The sequence below is a fragment of the Streptomyces sp. NPDC058985 genome (assembly GCF_042740985.1).
Lineage (GTDB): Bacteria > Actinomycetota > Actinomycetes > Streptomycetales > Streptomycetaceae > Streptomyces.
Genome location: NZ_JBHYJX010000023.1, coordinates 102,139 through 117,071, shown reverse-complemented (window position 1 = coordinate 117,071; position 14,933 = coordinate 102,139). Strand labels below are relative to the sequence as shown.

Here is a 14,933-nt window from a genome sequence, read left to right as displayed (position 1 = left end):
AGATGCGCCGCGGCGCGCCGGGGCGGGAGCCCGGGGGGGCCCGATCCGCCGCGCCGCCGCGCCCGGGCGGGGCGGGGGGGCGGGGCCCCCCCGGTCACCGCGCCGACGTCCGTGTACGTGCTCAGCGCGGGACGTCGCCCCGCACCGCCCTCGTCGCCCGCAGCGCCGTCACCAGCGTGCGTGCCTCGATGTTCACGTAGTTGCTGTGCTGAAGGAGCTCGGCGAACTGCGCCTCGCTCACCCAGATGAACTCCTCGGGCACGTCGAGCGGGAACTCCTCGCCGGCCTCCACCAGCAGATACCGGTTGGTCGCACGGTGGAAACGGCCGCCCTCCTCGGACTGCACCGAGTCGAAGAGGACCCGGCTGCGCGGCGCGTCGAGCACGAGGTCCAGATAGCGCGGCCGGGCCTCGGCGGGCAGGGACATCGCGTGGCCGGGCTGGCACTGCACGGTCGGCGCCAGCTCCGCCACGTTGAGGACCCCGGCCTCCGTGCCGGCCTGCGCCAACAGGTGCGGCACACCGTGGACGTGACGTACGAGGAACGCGGAAAGCCCCTGCTCGGCGGGGGCGAGCAGGGGCTGGGACCAGTGGGTGACCTCACGGTTCGTGGCACGTATGTCCGCGGCGAGCAGAGCGAAGTGGTGTCCGTCCTCATGGGTGATCTCGTCCTCGCCGCGACGCCACTGGGCGACGTCGGCCAACGGCATGGAGCGCTGCACCAGTTCGCGTCGCGCCCGCACTTCGGTGAGACGGCCGAGCACTTCCCGCATCGAGTGCAGCGGGCGTCCGTGTCCGGCGGGCAGGGGTATCTGCGCGAGGACGGTGCGGGCATCCATGTTCAGCACGTTGTCCTCGTGCAGCAGACCGTAGAGCTGCCCGAGGGTCAGCCAGACGAAGTCCTCGTGCCCGGGTACGTCACCGACCGCCTCCACCACCACATTCCGGTTGCGTTTGCGAAGAAACCAGGCCGCCTGCTCCGACTGCAGGGAGTCGAACAGGACACGGCCGCCCTCGTTCGGGGGGATGAAGTGCTCCACGTAGCGCACGCGCGACCCCCTGTGCACCCCCGTGTAGTTGCTCCGGGTGGCCTGCACGGTCGGGGAGAGCTGCACGGTGTCGAGATTGCCCGGCTCCATCTTGGCCTGCATCAGGCAGTGCAGCACCCCGTCGAACTCCTTGACCACGATGCCCAGGATGCCGATCTCGGGCTGATTGATGATCGGCTGCGTCCAGCTGCGCTCCTGCCCGTTCCAGGACGTACGCACCTGCAGTCCCTCGATCGAGAAGAACCGTCCGCTCCCGTGCACGAGGTTGCCCGTGCCGTCCTCGAAGTGCCAGCCGGCCAGCTCGGAGAACGGGACACGCCGCACCTCGTAGCGCTTGGAGCGGCGCTGCGCGGCGAACCAGCGGTGGAACTCCGCAGTGGGCGTGACGGTACTGTCGGTGGTCAGGGCGGACCGGGCAAGACACGTACCGATGTCGGCGGCCGCCTCGGAATGCACCGCTGGACTCGCGGTCGTCGTCATGGAGTTGCTCCTTCGGGCTCGTACGCGGACATGGCGCCCCCGAACCCTCCTGCACCCCGATCGCCTCCAACTGGAGACGGCCTTGAGGCTCCTCCAGGGCCGCGTGACCGTGCTGCTCAAGGAGGTCTTGAGTACCAGGGGCTACCGTCGTCGGCATGGAGCTCAGTGGTCTGGAAGTATGCGAACTCGCTCTGCCGGGCGCGTTCCTGCTCACGCCGCGGGCCGTCGAGGACGAGATCGTGGTCCGCTACGAGGCCTTCCGCCAGGACTACCTGGAGGAGGCCATCGGCCGTCCCTTCGCGATCGGCTACAGCAGCATGTCGGCCGCGCGCCGTCTGGTGCTGCGCGGCATTCACGGCACGGCCGGTGAGAACGGCCGGGCCAGGCTGTTCGGTTGTGTGCGCGGCGCCGCACTCCACGTCGTCGTGGATCTGCGGGTCGGGTCACCGGACTACGGACGGCATGCGGTGGTCTGGCTCGACCACCGCAACGAGTCGGGGGTGTTCGTCTCCGAAGGGCTCGGTCATGCCTGGCTCGCCCTTGAGGACGACACGTTGGTCGTCTGCCACAGTTCGTTGCCGTACACGGCGGGTGCGGGCTACACGGTCAGCGCGCTCGACCCCGAACTCGACCTGCCCTGGGGGCTCACCGAGGCACCGGTGATGACCGACGACGACCTCGCCGCGCCCACCGCGGCGGAGGCGCTGGCCAAGGGTCTTCTGCCGTCCTACGAGGAATGCCTCGCGCGGTACGGTCAGGCACCGCCCACCACGGACTGAACCACCACAATTCCGGCGCCCTCCCCTCGCCGGACCCAAGGCCCCGCGTGCCCGCGGGGCCTTGGGCGTGTCCGGGCGGCCATCGGCCCCGTTCCCCCTGGCTCGAAAGCCCTTTTTGTCGACCATGAATCGCTCATGTCCCGGCCAGGAAGAGTCCACCGGGACACAGGGGAGTGACGCACTGTCACCACCGCGAGCCGCGTGGGAAATTCAAGGTCCCATGACACAGACAAGGAGGCCGGCCGCATGCGAATCTCCGTTCTGGGTTCGTTGGACGCCGAGCTGAAGGGCGTTCCGATCCTGCCGACGGCGGCGAAGCCGCGGCAGATCCTGTCGTTGCTCGCCATCTATGCCAACCAGGTCCTGCCGGTCTCCGCGCTGATGGAGGAGATCTGGGGCGACAACGCGCCCCGCAGCGCGCTCACCACGCTGCAGACCTACATCCTCCAGCTCAGGCGATGCATGGAGAAGGCGCTCGACGGAGAGCCCGGCGGCTCCAAGGAGCTGCTCCTCACCAGGCACGGTGGTTATCTCCTGCACACCGACCCGGGCAACATCGACGCGCACGAGCACGACCGTCTGTCCTCGCTCGGCCAGCGCGCCTTCGACCAGGGCGACCACCAGCGCGCCGCCGACCTGTTCCGTGAGGCTCTCGCCCTGTGGCGGGGCCCCGCCCTGGTCGACGTGCGCACGGGACCGCTCCTCGAGATCGAGGCGATGCGCCTGGAGGAGAGCCGGCTCGGAGTCCTCGAACGGCGTATCGACGTCGAGCTGCGGCTCGGCCGCCACGCCGGGATGCTCACCGAACTCACCGCGCTCACCGCGAGGCACCCGCTGCACGAGGGGCTGCACGCCCAGTCCATGGTGGCGTTCTACCGTGCGGGGCGGCCCTCCGCTGCCCTCGACGTCTTCCAGAATCTGCGGACGCATCTGGTGGAGGAGCTGGGCATCGAGCCCTCACAGCGGCTTCAGCAGTTGCAGCGGGCCGTGCTCGGCAGCGATCCGGCCCTGGACGCGGACGCGGGGACCGGGCGGGTGCTCGACCGCTTCACGCGCTGACTGCCCCGGGAGGATTCGTGCGCGTGCTCTTCTCCGCGGGCCTCGGTATGCCGGCCGTGCTGCGTCTGGTGCTGCTCGCCAGGGAAATGCAGACGGCCGGCCACGAGGTCCGCTTCACCTGTTCGGTGCGGGCCCGGCACCGTGTGGCCAAGGCCGGCCTCGTCCCCGTGCCCGCCGCTCCGCAGCGGTTCAGCCGGGCCTGGCGGCCCGATCTGGTGGTCTACGATCCGCTGTGCCCCGACTCGACGGAGATGGCGGCCGGGGCAGGGGTGCCCACGGCCGCCTATCTTCCGTATGCCCACGACCCGTTGCCGCCACAGCCGACCGTCTGGATCGACCCCTGTCCCGCGCTGCTCAGGGCACGGCCTGAGCCCGATGCCTGGCCGGTGAGCTGTCAGGCCTACGAACTGCCCGGACAGCCGACACCGTGGCTCACCGAGCTGCCGCTGCTTCCGCGCGTCTGCATCACCGGGATGCCGACCGGTACCCGGCCCGAGGACCGGCGTCGTGCACGGCTGTTCCGCCGGGTCGCCGAGGGAGTCGAGAGCCTCGGGATGCAGCTTCTCGTCCTGAACGGCGACGACCATCCCTGGAGTCTGGTGCTGCGGGGCAGCGTCCTCGTCGTGCACGGAGGGGATGAGGGGGTCGTGTACGCGGCTGCCCGCTTCGGGGTCTCCCAGCTCGTGCTGCCGACCGGTCAGGAGGAGCTGCGGGCCGGGCAGCTGGTGGAACAGGCCGGGGTCGGCCGTTGTCTGACGGGCGACGAGCCGGCGGACGGCCTCAGCATGCTGCGGCTGCGTTTCCACATCGCCGAGCTGGTCAACGGCGGCCGGGTACTGCCCGCAGCCGCCCAGCTGGGCACGAGCATCGCCCGTATGCCGATGCCCGCCGACCTCGTGCCGGGCATCGAGGCGCTTCTTGGCCGGCATGACGGCAGGCAAGGCGGTCGGCAGGAGGTGCCGCAGGGCGGCCGAACGGAAGCCGGACCGGCGGTTCCGTGGGCCGCCCTGCGGCAGACCCGCCAGGAGAGATGACGGGCCCGCGCCGTCGGGGGATGTGCGGCGCGGGCCCGTCGCTTGGGGAATCCCAGTCTGCCGGTCTGCTCTGGAGGACGGCTCGACCACCGGTCGGCAGACCGCGGGCTCCTCAGCGGGATTCTTCGGGTCGGTCCGAGGCGAGCCGTGCGGGCAGCGACCAGGAGAGACCGGCCGACTCGCTGGACGTGGCAGGTCCCGCCCAGGGGTCCTCGCCGTGGATGTCGTGTATCTGCTCACGCAGCCAGAGGTCGAAGGGGTGCGTCGACTCCGCCCAGCGCTTCCTCGTCCGCTCCGGGTCAGGGGTCTCGAAGTGCACGATCACATGGTCCCCGTGGGGCCGCGGGTCGATACGGAGCACCTCGTTGGTGATGCTGAGCCTGCGCCGTGACGCCTCGTACTCACGCCGGCGCGGTCCCTGCAGCTCGGCCGTGAGCCGGTGCCAGGCCGCGTACTTGGCGGTCCTCAGCGGCACCGTGCGGGTCACGGAACGTGCGCCCTGCACGCTGCGCCGGCCGCCCTTGCGGGGCGCCATCAGCCGCATGCCGAGCGCGGCGAACATGTTGGATGACACACCGTGCTCCCAGCGCTCGGCGATCCTGCCCTCCTCGTCGAAACGCCAGATGACGATGCCGACGGAGAGGAACGCGCGTCCGGTGGGCGCCATGCCGAGCAGTTCGCCGAGGTGGGTGCCGCGCCACGTGTTGTGGATGACGACCATGTTGTCGTGCGCGCTGATGTCCTCGATGGTGACGTTGAAGTCGGGGAAGGCCTCACGCAGTCCCGCGATGGTGTACTTCACGCCCTCGGCGCCGTCGGGTGCGCCGGGCAGTCCCGCGTGGTCGACGATGTCCGGCCGGTAGTGCTCGTCCACGAGCGAGAAGTCGCCCTGGTTGATGAACTCGGTGAAGACGCGCCGGATGGTCGCCTTGTTCCGTTCCTCGGTGCTTTCCCAGACCATCCGTACCGGGTGGGCGATCGCCGCTGTGTTCATGACAGCTGTCCTCTCTGTTCTGTTCGGCGCGGTACGAAGGTGCTCACGCGGCGGTGGTCGCGGCGGACTTCCACCGTTTGCCGTAGGCGACGTGATCGCGTTCGGTGGACTCGAAGGTGCGGTTCCAGACGAGGCTCAGGATCCGGTCGCGCAGCCAGATGGCGGCCCGGTTCTCGATGGCTCCCATCGCACCGATCCGGTGGGCGAGCAGCTGCATCGGCCGTGTGCGCTCCTGCCGTTCGGCCTCGTAGGCACGCAGCGCCGCGCTGACGTCGGCGCCGGGTGCGGCGAGACGGCCGGCCAGAACGAGGGCGTCCTCGACGGCCACGCACGCGCCCTGCCCGATGTTGAAGCTCATGGCGTGCGCGGCGTCGCCGAGCAGCGTGACCCGGCCGCGTCCCCACACGGAGTCGGGCTTGCGGTCCAGGACGTCGCCGCGCAGGATGCTCTCCGGCCTCGTGGCGTCGAGGATCTGCCGCACCGGGTCGGTCCAGCCGGCGTGCCGTGCGCGCAGCATGTCGAGGGTCTGCTCGGGTGTGCCCTCGTCACGGCCTCCCGCGGGGCCGTTGGCGACACTCATCCAGTGCACGACGCCCGGGGCGATGTCGTAGTAGGTGAAGCGGGTTCCGGGGCCGAACAGGGCCTGGAAGGTGCCGGGCGGGAACTCTTCGGGTGACAGCTCGGCGTGACCGCGCCAGGCGATGTACCCGGTGTAGTCGGGTGCTTGGGGGCCGAAGAGACCGGTGCGCACGGCGGACCGGATGCCGTCCGCGCCGACCAGCAGATCACCCTCCTCGGACGTGCCGTCCGCGAAGTGCAGACTCACCCCGTCCTCATGCTCGGTGAACCCGGTGACCTCGGCGTCGGTGATGATCGGCGCGCGCACCGCGTCCCGCAGGATGCCGTGCAGTTCGGAGCGGCCGATGGCGACCGTGGGCTGACCGTAGCGTTCGACGAACTGGCCCACCGGGTACTGCCCGATGGGCCGCCCGGTCGAGGTCGCGAAGTGGCACACCTCCTGGGCGGGGGCGATCGCGGCGATCTGGTCGGCGACCCCCAGCTCCGCGAGTGCGAGCATGCCATTGGTCCAGATGTGCAGTCCGGCGCCGCCGTCGCGCAGGGCGGGAGCGCGTTCGAAGACGACGGAGTCGATGCCCTGTTGCTGCAGGGCGAGGGCGGTGGCGATACCGCCGATACCGCCGCCGGCGATGAGAACGCGGCGTATCGGGCCAGGTGTCGGGGCAGACATGTTCTTCTCCAGCAAGGTCGGGGCGGATGGCGCTCGGGCGATGGTTCAGCGGCTCAGGGAGGCCATCTCCGCGTCGGGGTAGCGGTTGCCGGCCGTGACGCCGTACGGGGCGATCCCGTCGATCGCCGCCAGGACGTCGGCGGAGAGCTCGACGTCGGACGCGGAGACGTTCTCCTCCAGATACCTGCGCCGCTTGGTCCCCGGGATCGCGACGACGTCATCGCCGCGGGAGAGCACCCAGGCCAGCGCGAGGCGGCTGACGGTCGTGCCCGCCGCCGCGGCGAGATCGCTCAGCTGGTCCACGACGGGCAGGTTCTGCCGGATGTTCTCGTCCTTGAAACGCGGAGCGATACGGCGGAAGTCGAGGCCCTCGGGGATGTCGGAGGTGTCGCGGATCGTGCCGGTCAGGAAGCCGCGGCCGAGCGGGCTGTAGGCGACGAAGCCGATGCCGAGCTCGCGCACGGTGTCGAGGACGCCGTTGACCTCGACATCGCGCGTGAACAGCGAGTACTCGGTCTGTACGGCGGTCAGCGGATGCACCGCGTGGGCCCGCCGGATCGTCGCGGGCCCCGCCTCGGAGATGCCCAGGTGCCGTACGAGTCCTGCCTCGACGAGTTCGCGGAGTGCGCCGAAGCTCTCCTCGATGGCGACGTCGGGGTCGACCCGGTGCAGGTAGTAGAGGTCGAGGTGGTCGGTGCCGAGCCGGCGCAGGGTTCCCTCGATCGACTTGCGGATGTAGTCGGGGCGGCCGTTGACCCGCCAGGTCAACTGGCCGTCGTCACCGATCTCGTTGCCCACCTTCGAGGCGATCACGATCTTGTCGCGGCGCCCGGCGACGGCACGGCCGACCAGCTCCTCGTTGGTGTGCGGACCGTACATGTCGGCGGTGTCGAGCAGGGTGACGCCGAGCTCGAGCGCCCGGTCGATGGTGGCGAGCGCCTCGTTCGCGTCCGCGTCGCCGTACCCGAACGTCATACCCATGCAGCCGAGGCCCTGGGCCGAGACGTCCAGCGCCGACGACGTCCCCAACCTGCGGGTCTTGAGTGCCACGTGGTGCCTCCTGGAGTTGCGTCTGATGACTGAGATGACTGAGATGACTGAGATGGCCGAGGTGCTGGTGCTGAGTGAGCTGAGGGAGAGGGGAGAGGGCGGGCGCGTTCACCCCGGGAACGTCGCCTGCCAGGTCAGCGAGAGTCCGGTGTAGATGTACCGGCTGGCCTCGATGCCGAGCACCACGATCCGGTCGCCGGGCCGGATGCGCCCCGAGGTCCAGCCCGCGTCGAGGGACAGCGGCACCGCGGCCGAACCGGTGGCCCCCACATCGGCGAGGTTCTCCACGATCCGGCCTTCGAGCGCCTTGACGTCCGCGGCCGGCATTCCCGCGGACGCGAACTCCTCGGCGAAGTAGTCGGCGTTGCCCTCAGGAAGCACGATCGCGTCGAACTCGTCGAGCGTGCGTCCGTCCTTGCGGGCCATCTCCTGGATGGCGCGGACGAACACCTGGGGCCCGAACGTGGTGGTGCCGGGCACATCCACCTTCATCTGGATCAGCTGGCGCCGCTTCAGCTGCTCCGCCTGCGGCACATCCGTACCGCCGCCGATGATCTCCATACCGGGCTTGCGCAGGCCGCCCACACAGGCGTTGACGAAGGCGAAGGAGTCGGCTGCTTCCTCCGCCGGCTCGGCGCGCAGCACCACGGCCCCCGCACCGTCGCCGAACGTGTACAGCGTCAGCCGGTCCCGCATCCGTACGCGCTCCGGATCCTTGCCGAGGAACAGCGGCGCCAGAATCGGCGAACCGACCTCGCTGCCCACCACGAGGGCGGTGCGCACCGTGCCGTCGGCCAGCTGCCGCCGGGCGAGGTCGAGCGCCTGCACCCAGCCCGCACAGGCCCCGCGGAGCTCGATCGCGGCGACGCTCTCCAGGCCCAGGTAGTGCTGCAGCGTGGTGGCGACGTTGGGCAGCGTGTACTCCGGCGTCGCCGTGCACACCACGATCAGGTCGAGCTCGTCGGGCTCCACACCGGCCCGTTCCAGGGCCTGCCGTGAGGCACGCTCGGCCATCCGGCTGTTGTTGATCAGATGCTCACCCGTGGCCGGGTCGATCATCCAGTGCCGGGTCTTGACCTGGATGCCTTCGAGTACGTCGTCCGGGAGCGGTCCGACGTACTTCTCCAGCGTGGCGTTGTCGATCGGATCGCCGGGCACATAGCCGCCGGTGGAGAGGATCTTCACGTCGTGGCGGGTGGTCATCGGCCGGACTCCGTTCCGGTGGGAGGGGCGGGGGACAGGACAAGCGAGGTGTGGGTGCCGCCGAGCGACGAGCTGTTGACCAGGACGGGCCCGGCCGGGGCGCCGTCGCGCCACGCGCCGACCGCAAGGACCGCCGACAGGTGGGCGCCGGCGCCGATCGGCTCGCCCAGCAGCCGCTTCGGAGCCTCGAACCGCACGTGGTCCAGGTCGAACACCCGCTCCACAGCGGCCAGTTCGGCACGGTCCGCGGCCGCGAGACCCGCCGCGTTCGCCCAGAGGGCACCGATGTCGTGCGGTGTGAGTCCGGCGCCCCGCAGTGCCTCGCGCATCGCCCGCTCCACACCGTCGCCCGACGGGTCCCAGCGGCCGATGCCGCAGGCGTCCGACGCCGTCGCGTGGCCGAGGACCACGGCGTGGACCGGTGCGCCGCGCCGCTCGGCACTCGACCGCCGCTCAAGGACGAGCGCGATACCGGCCTCGGCGAGCGTGTATCTGCGCCCGGCCGCCGAACCGAACAGCGGGATGCTGCGGTACGCGTCGAGCGTGGCCGGCGAGAAGGCCTCCACCGCCGGCACGAGCAGACGCTCGGCGCGCCCGGCGCGCAGCAGGTCGTACGCGACACCCAGGGCCGCGGCTCCCGCGGCGTGCCCCGACGTCAGCGTCGAGGTGGGCCCCTTCGTGCCCAGCGCCATGGCGACATGGCCGGCCGCGCCGTTGAACACGGTGTTCGGGAACACGGCTGGGTTCGCGGCCTGCACACCCTCGGTCAGCACGGGGACGGTGAAGCGTTCGGCGCTCTCCATGGGCCCGACCCCGGTACCGAGCACCACGCCGGTCGTGGCCAGGGCCGGTTCGTCACCGGCGGCACCGGCGGCGCCGAGGGCGGCACGGCAGGCGGCGACGGCGAGCTGGGAGATCTTGTCCATGCGGCGGCGCTCGCGGGCGCTGCCGGCCGCCGAGCGGTCGAACTCCGCACGGGCCAGGCGCAGTCGGTCCTCTTCCACCCCCTGCCGGTGCCCTGCCGCGTAGGCCTCCCAGAGCGCCTCGGCCCCCTCGCCGGCCGAGGTGATCACGCCGAACCCGGTGAGCACGATGTCGTCCGGGCCGACGGCCGGAGGCGGAGCGCCGCGGCCCCCGGGGCGGGTGAAGGCGAGGGTCGCGTTGGCGCCGGCGAACCCGAAGTTGTTGGACAGCGCGGAGTCGAAGACCATCGGACGGCCCTTGCCGGCCACCGGGTCGAGACCGCACTGCGGATCGAGACCGACACAGGTCGCGGTGGGCGGCGCCACCTGGTCGCGCAGGGCGAGCACCGTGACGATGCCCTCCACCGCACCGGCCGCGCCGAGCAGATGGCCGATCATCGACTTGGTGCTCGACAAGGCCGTCCTGTCCGCTGCGGCACCGAGCGCGGCACGTACCGCGTTGCTCTCCGCCGAATCGTTCTTCGGAGTGCCGGTACCGTGCCCGTTGACGTACCGGATGTCGTCGGGAGCAAGGCCCGAGGAGGACAAGGCCGCACCGATCGCCTTGGCCGCGCCCTCGCCCCCGGGCAGCGGTGCCGTCGGGTGGTAGCCGTCGGCGGACAGACCGTAGCCGAGCAGTTCACCGACGACCGGGGCGCCGGTGCGCGCGGCCGCCTCACGCGAGAGCAGCACGAGCATTCCGCTGCCCTCGCCGAGGGACAGGCCGCACCGGTCCTTGGAGTAAGGGGCCGCGGCCTGCGGGGAGAGCGACCACAGGCTGCTGAACCCGGCGAAAGCCGACTCGGTGAAGGCATCGCTGCCGCCGACGAGCATCGCGTCGGCCGCGCCCGAGCGGATCACCTCAAGGGCATGGGCCAGCGCATGCGCACTGGCGGCGCAGGCCGTGTTGACGCTGAGCACCGGGCCCTTGAGCCCGAACGCGGCGGACAGCACCTCCGCCCCGGCCTGCGGCGGTACGTAGGTGTAGCGGCGCCAGTCGGGCGCGCCGCCCTCCTGCACCTCGCGCAGAGCGAGTTCGGCGCTGCGCCAGCCGGCGTGGCAGGTGGCGTAGGCGACACCCCAGCGCTCGGCCGGGATGTCCACGCCGGCCCGCAGCCGTGAGGCGGCCATGGCCTCCTCGGCGGCGGTCAGCGCGTAGTCGAGGGAGAGGTCACGGGTGTCGGGACCCGGAGCGTAGTCGTAGGCCGGCTTGCACGCCTCGGTGACCTCGCCGCCGACGCTCGTCTGGTACTGGTCCATGGGCAGGCGGCGCACCGGCGCCACCGCCACCTGCCCGGCGCGTACTCCTTCCCACAGCGCCTCGGCCGAAGCGCCGTGCGGCGTGATCGCGCCCACCGAGGCGATCACCACCCCGACGGTCCCGTCGGCGGCGTCCGGCATCCGTCTGCTTCCTTCCGCGGCCTGAGCCGCCCCGCTGCTCATGAGGGCCTCGACAGCGTCAGCGCCACGGCCTGCCCCTCGATGCCACGGGCCAGCGCCAGCGCATGCCGAGGCCGTGACTCCCGGGCGCTTCCCCGGACGTGGTCCAGAGCGCACTTCGGGTCGGTGCGGTCGAGGTTGAGCGTCGCCGGCACCACCCCGTGGTGCAGGGCGAGCGCGGACACGGCCGCGTTCAACGCGCCGCCACCCCCCACGAGATGACCGGTCTGCGGCTTGACCGCGCTGACCGGCACGGATCCAGCCGCCGTACCGAGGGCGGTGCGCAGGGCCGCCGCCTCGCCACGGTCACCGAGCCGGGTTCCGGCACCGTCGGCGGCGATGTAGCCGAGGTCGTCCGGGGCGACCCGGGCGTCCGCCAGGGAGCGCCGCACCGCACGGGCGAGACCGCGGCCCTCGGGGTCGGACGCCGGTGGCGTACGGGCGTCGTGCCCGGCGCCGTAACCGGTCAGCTCCGCGTAGATACGGGCGCCGCGCCGGAGCGCCGACTGCTTCTCCTCGAGGACGAGCAGCGCCGCGCCCTCACCGGGGACTCCTCCGCTGCGGTCCCGGTCGAAAGGCCGGTAGGCCGCCTGCCCCAGGTCGTTACGGGTGGTCAGCACGCCGAGCCGGTCGAGCAGCGTCATCGACCACCAGCTCGTGGCGTCGTCGTAGCCGCCGGCGATCACCACGTCGGCGTCCCCGCGGCGCACCGCGCGCATCGCGCGTCCGACGGCGTTCGCACCCGCGTCGGCATAGCCGGCGAAGAAGGTGCTCGAACCCCGGATCCCGTACGTCTGCGAGATGTTGAACACCGCCCCGGCCGGCAGCCCCTCGACGAAGAACAGCGGCGGCATGATGGCGTCGCCGTGCCGGGCGAGATGCGCGAGGTCGGCCGTGCCGTCCGGACGGCGGATGACCTTCAGCTCGTCGATCAGCTGCTCCATACGGCCGAGCGACTTGTTGCCACCGAGGTACAGGCCCGCGCGGTGGCCGAGTTCGTCGCCGCCCGCCTGCTTGTGCGCGAGGCCGGCATCGTCGAGCGCGAGGCGCGCCGCCGCGAGCGCGAGCCGGTCACCGCGGTTGATGGTGCGCAGCTGGCGCTTGGTGGCGAACCGGGCCGCGTCGAAGCCGGCCATCTCACCGCCGAGCCGGGTCTGCAGCGGTGAGGGGTCGTACGCCGTGATCGGACCGATGCCGCACTCGCCGGCCACCAGCGCCTTCCAGTTGGCATCGGGCCCTTCGCCCAGGGCGGTCAGCAGGCCGATGCCGCTGACGACGACCTGGCGCCCGCTGTCGCTCTGCGGGGCCTGTCCGTTTCGCTGTGAGGTCGTCATCGCGTTGCTCCCTCCTCCTCGTAGCGCCCCACGACCAGCCCGATGTTGGTGCCGCCGAAGGCGAACGCGTTGATGAGGGCGTGCCGCACCTCCTGCTTGCGCGCCGTGTTCGGGACGAAGTCGAGGCCGAGCCTGCGGTCGGGCGTCTCCTGGTTGATGGTCGGCGGCACGAGGCCGTTGTTGATCGCGCCGATCGCCGTGAACACGCTCAGCGCGGCCGATGCCGCGGTGAGATGGCCGGCCATCGACTTCGGCGAGCTGATGAGAAGCCGCTCGGCGTCCTCGCCGAACACCTTCTTGATCGCTGTGGTCTCCGACAGGTCGTTGCCCGGGGTGCTCGTGCCGTGCGCCACGACGTAGTCGATGTCCGACGGTTCGAGACCGGCGTCCGCGATCGCCGACTGGACGGACTCGATGGCCCCGGTACCGTCGGGCGGCGAGTCGGTCATCCGCCAGGCGTTCAGGCTGGTGCCGTAACCGAGGATCTCGGCGAGGATGTGCGCCCCGCGGGCCTTGGCAGCCTCCAGCTCCTCCAGTACGAGGACGACGGCACCCTCCCCGAGGACGAACCCGGACCGGTTGTCGTCGAAGGGGCGGCTGGCCCGCTCCGGATCGTCGTTGTACTCCTTGGTGAGCGCCCCGAGCAGCCCGAAGCACAGCACGTCGAGCCAGGTCGTCAGGGAGTCGTAGCCGCCCGCGAGCATCAGTGTCGCGTCGCCCTCCTGGAGGGAGCGGAAGGCCTCACCGATGGCGTGCCCGGAGGCCGAACAGGCGGTGGACACGCCCATCATCGGGCCGGTCGCGTCCAGCATCCGGGCCACGGCCGCCGCGGCGATGTTCTGGCTGTAGGCCAGGGAGTCCGAGGGCGCGTACGTGGTGAACGCGTCGTCCCTGCCGGTCTTGTCGCGCAGCGCCCCTACGTCCACGAGCCACTGCAGATCGGGGCGGTCGACACAGGCGCCCATCGCCACGCCCATGTCGGAACCGTCGTAGGTCTCCTTGTCCACCCCCGCGTCGCGCAGCGCCTCCCACGCCGCGCCCACACCGAAGGTCCCGGGCCGCAGCAGATGCCGCAGTCCGACCGAGTCCGGCACCGCCTTCGCGAGGTGGAAGTCCTTGACCTCGCCGGCGATGGTGACGTCGAAGCCGGTGGTGTCGATGGTGGTCAGCTCTCCGACCCCGCTGCGCCCTTCGGCCAGTCCCTGCCATGTGCTCGGTGCGTCGTTGCCCAGCGGCGTGACGGCGCCCACGCCGGTGACGACCACCCTGCGGTTCATCGCCGTGCCTCCGCCCGCGGTGTCCTCCGGCCGTCGAGCCTCATAGTGATCGTCTCCTTCTGCCGTATGTGTGCGCGCTGGTACCGGGTCCGCCGCCGGGTCGGTCGGACGGCTCCCGTTCGAAGGCCGGGCCGGGAGCCGCGGGCAGGCACACCATGACGGCGTGTGCCACGGCGAGCCCTCCGCTGTGGCTCAGGGAGAGGTCGATGTGGTGCATTCCGAGGGATGCGGCGACGGCTTCGACCTCTCCGTACAAATGCACCCGCGGCCGTCCCGCGCGGTCGTTGACGACCTCGATGTCCGTCCACTCCATGCCGCGGCCCATCCCGGTCCCGAGGCTCTTGAGCACGGCCTCCTTGGCGGCCCACCGGGCAGCCAGGTGCTCGCCGGCCCGTCTGCGCCGGTAGCAGTAGGAGAGTTCGCGAGCGGTGAAGACCCGTTCCCTCAGCTCGGGCTGTGAGGACATCAGATCCTCGACCCGGGCCACTTCGGCCAGGTCCATGCCGGTCCGGACCTGCAGCGGCGGCGGCGCGGGGCCCTCGGACGACCGTCCCGCCTCCGGCTCACGCAGCGGCGGGCGCGAGCGCAGCACGCTCGGTCACCAGATCCGTGAGGTTCCGCACGGTGAACAGCGTCAGGACTTCGTCGGCCGTGAGCTTGCCGGCGAGTTCCTGCACATCGATCTGCGGCAGGCACTTCTTGAGCTGGGCGAGGCCGACCTCGTTGATGATGTCGTCCTCGTCGGCGAACTCCTCGTCGGGTATACCGCCCTGGAGCAGTTCGGCGATGTCCGAGACCTTGATCTTCACGCCCGAGGCCTTCTCGACGCGGAACAGGATGTCCAGCAGGTCGATGGACTCGGCGTCCAGGTCGCCCAGCAGCGTGGCCTCGGGCACGGCCTCCTCGATGTCGACGCCCAGAGCGTCGGCGACCGCGTTCTGGACGATCGCGCCGAAGTCCTTCTCCTCGTACGACATATGCGTGTTTCCCTTTCGTGGAAGGTGCCGGTGCGGTAAGGGCCGCG

Annotated in this window: 13 protein-coding genes; 3 read left to right on the top strand and 10 right to left on the bottom strand. The window is 71.2% G+C overall.

Translation table 11 applies throughout. The features are described 5' to 3' along the window. Positions 1-121: 121 nt before the first annotated feature. Entirely contained in the window at positions 122-1,528 is a 1,407-nt protein-coding gene (locus ACFW01_RS21375) for an NDP-hexose 2,3-dehydratase family protein (RefSeq protein ID WP_384505593.1), read from the bottom strand. Positions 1,529-1,683: 155 nt separating this feature from the next. Between ACFW01_RS21375 and ACFW01_RS21370 the strand changes: the two genes are divergently transcribed. The 3 genes from ACFW01_RS21370 to ACFW01_RS21360 all read left to right on the top strand — a co-directional run bounded on the left by ACFW01_RS21370 (position 1,684) and on the right by ACFW01_RS21360 (position 4,400). Beyond that, complete coding sequence (locus ACFW01_RS21370; RefSeq protein WP_384505590.1) at positions 1,684-2,307, top strand: dTDP-4-dehydrorhamnose 3,5-epimerase family protein; 624 nt, start codon at positions 1,684-1,686, stop codon at positions 2,305-2,307. Between the two features lie 246 nt (positions 2,308-2,553). Continuing rightward, entirely contained in the window at positions 2,554-3,366 is an 813-nt protein-coding gene (locus ACFW01_RS21365) for an AfsR/SARP family transcriptional regulator (RefSeq protein ID WP_234954084.1), read from the top strand. Between the two features lie 23 nt (positions 3,367-3,389). Then, positions 3,390-4,400 (top strand): glycosyltransferase, encoded by a 1,011-nt coding sequence (locus ACFW01_RS21360; RefSeq protein ID WP_384505585.1) that lies wholly within the window; start codon positions 3,390-3,392, stop codon positions 4,398-4,400. 112 nt (positions 4,401-4,512) lie between these two features. Here the strand turns inward: ACFW01_RS21360 and ACFW01_RS21355 are convergent, their stop codons facing one another. The 9 genes from ACFW01_RS21355 to ACFW01_RS21315 all read right to left on the bottom strand — a co-directional run bounded on the left by ACFW01_RS21355 (position 4,513) and on the right by ACFW01_RS21315 (position 14,886). Further along, a complete protein-coding gene (locus ACFW01_RS21355; protein WP_234954079.1) occupies positions 4,513-5,394 on the bottom strand; it encodes an ester cyclase in 882 nt (293 codons plus the stop codon). A gap of 43 nt (positions 5,395-5,437) precedes the next feature. After that, a complete protein-coding gene (locus tag ACFW01_RS21350; protein ID WP_384505582.1) occupies positions 5,438-6,643 on the bottom strand; it encodes an FAD-dependent oxidoreductase in 1,206 nt (401 codons plus the stop codon). A 45-nt stretch (positions 6,644-6,688) separates the two neighbouring features. After that, a complete protein-coding gene (locus ACFW01_RS21345) occupies positions 6,689-7,693 on the bottom strand; it encodes an aldo/keto reductase (protein ID WP_234954075.1) in 1,005 nt (334 codons plus the stop codon). A gap of 108 nt (positions 7,694-7,801) precedes the next feature. Beyond that, positions 7,802-8,896: a 3-oxoacyl-[acyl-carrier-protein] synthase III C-terminal domain-containing protein gene (locus tag ACFW01_RS21340; protein WP_234954073.1), complete on the bottom strand. Its 1,095-nt coding sequence runs from the start codon at positions 8,894-8,896 to the stop codon at positions 7,802-7,804. After that, complete coding sequence (locus ACFW01_RS21335) at positions 8,893-11,259, bottom strand: beta-ketoacyl-[acyl-carrier-protein] synthase family protein (RefSeq protein WP_234954071.1); 2,367 nt, start codon at positions 11,257-11,259, stop codon at positions 8,893-8,895. The genes ACFW01_RS21340 and ACFW01_RS21335 overlap by 4 nt, the downstream gene beginning before the upstream one ends. A gap of 38 nt (positions 11,260-11,297) precedes the next feature. Then, positions 11,298-12,632 carry a beta-ketoacyl-[acyl-carrier-protein] synthase family protein gene (locus tag ACFW01_RS21330; RefSeq protein WP_234954069.1) on the bottom strand — a complete coding sequence of 445 codons (1,335 nt, stop codon included), beginning with the start codon at positions 12,630-12,632 and terminating at the stop codon, positions 11,298-11,300. Next, on the bottom strand, positions 12,629-13,909 hold the full coding sequence (locus ACFW01_RS21325; RefSeq protein ID WP_384505577.1) for a beta-ketoacyl-[acyl-carrier-protein] synthase family protein: 1,281 nt from the start codon (positions 13,907-13,909) through the stop codon (positions 12,629-12,631). Before ACFW01_RS21325 ends, ACFW01_RS21330 begins: the two co-directional genes overlap by 4 nt. Before the next feature lie 40 nt (positions 13,910-13,949). After that, on the bottom strand, positions 13,950-14,501 hold the full coding sequence (acpS, locus tag ACFW01_RS21320; RefSeq protein WP_234954065.1) for a holo-ACP synthase: 552 nt from the start codon (positions 14,499-14,501) through the stop codon (positions 13,950-13,952). After that, entirely contained in the window at positions 14,473-14,886 is a 414-nt protein-coding gene (locus ACFW01_RS21315; RefSeq protein WP_234954063.1) for a phosphopantetheine-binding protein, read from the bottom strand. Before ACFW01_RS21315 ends, acpS begins: the two co-directional genes overlap by 29 nt. Positions 14,887-14,933 lie beyond the last annotated feature (47 nt).

Excerpts from the sequence above, each read along its gene's own strand:
- ACFW01_RS21375 (WP_384505593.1), bottom strand. The coding sequence starts at position 1,528 with ATGACGACGACCGCGAGTCCAGCGGTGCATTCCGAGGCGGCCGCCGAC.
- ACFW01_RS21370 (WP_384505590.1), top strand. The coding sequence starts at position 1,684 with ATGGAGCTCAGTGGTCTGGAAGTATGCGAACTCGCTCTGCCGGGCGCG.
- ACFW01_RS21365 (WP_234954084.1), top strand. The coding sequence starts at position 2,554 with ATGCGAATCTCCGTTCTGGGTTCGTTGGACGCCGAGCTGAAGGGCGTT.
- ACFW01_RS21355 (WP_234954079.1), bottom strand. The coding sequence starts at position 5,394 with ATGAACACAGCGGCGATCGCCCACCCGGTACGGATGGTCTGGGAAAGC.
- ACFW01_RS21350 (WP_384505582.1), bottom strand. The coding sequence starts at position 6,643 with ATGTCTGCCCCGACACCTGGCCCGATACGCCGCGTTCTCATCGCCGGC.
- ACFW01_RS21340 (WP_234954073.1), bottom strand. The coding sequence starts at position 8,896 with ATGACCACCCGCCACGACGTGAAGATCCTCTCCACCGGCGGCTATGTG.
- ACFW01_RS21335 (WP_234954071.1), bottom strand. The coding sequence starts at position 11,259 with ATGCCGGACGCCGCCGACGGGACCGTCGGGGTGGTGATCGCCTCGGTG.
- ACFW01_RS21330 (WP_234954069.1), bottom strand. The coding sequence starts at position 12,632 with ATGACGACCTCACAGCGAAACGGACAGGCCCCGCAGAGCGACAGCGGG.
- ACFW01_RS21325 (WP_384505577.1), bottom strand. The coding sequence starts at position 13,909 with ATGAACCGCAGGGTGGTCGTCACCGGCGTGGGCGCCGTCACGCCGCTG.
- ACFW01_RS21315 (WP_234954063.1), bottom strand. The coding sequence starts at position 14,886 with ATGTCGTACGAGGAGAAGGACTTCGGCGCGATCGTCCAGAACGCGGTC.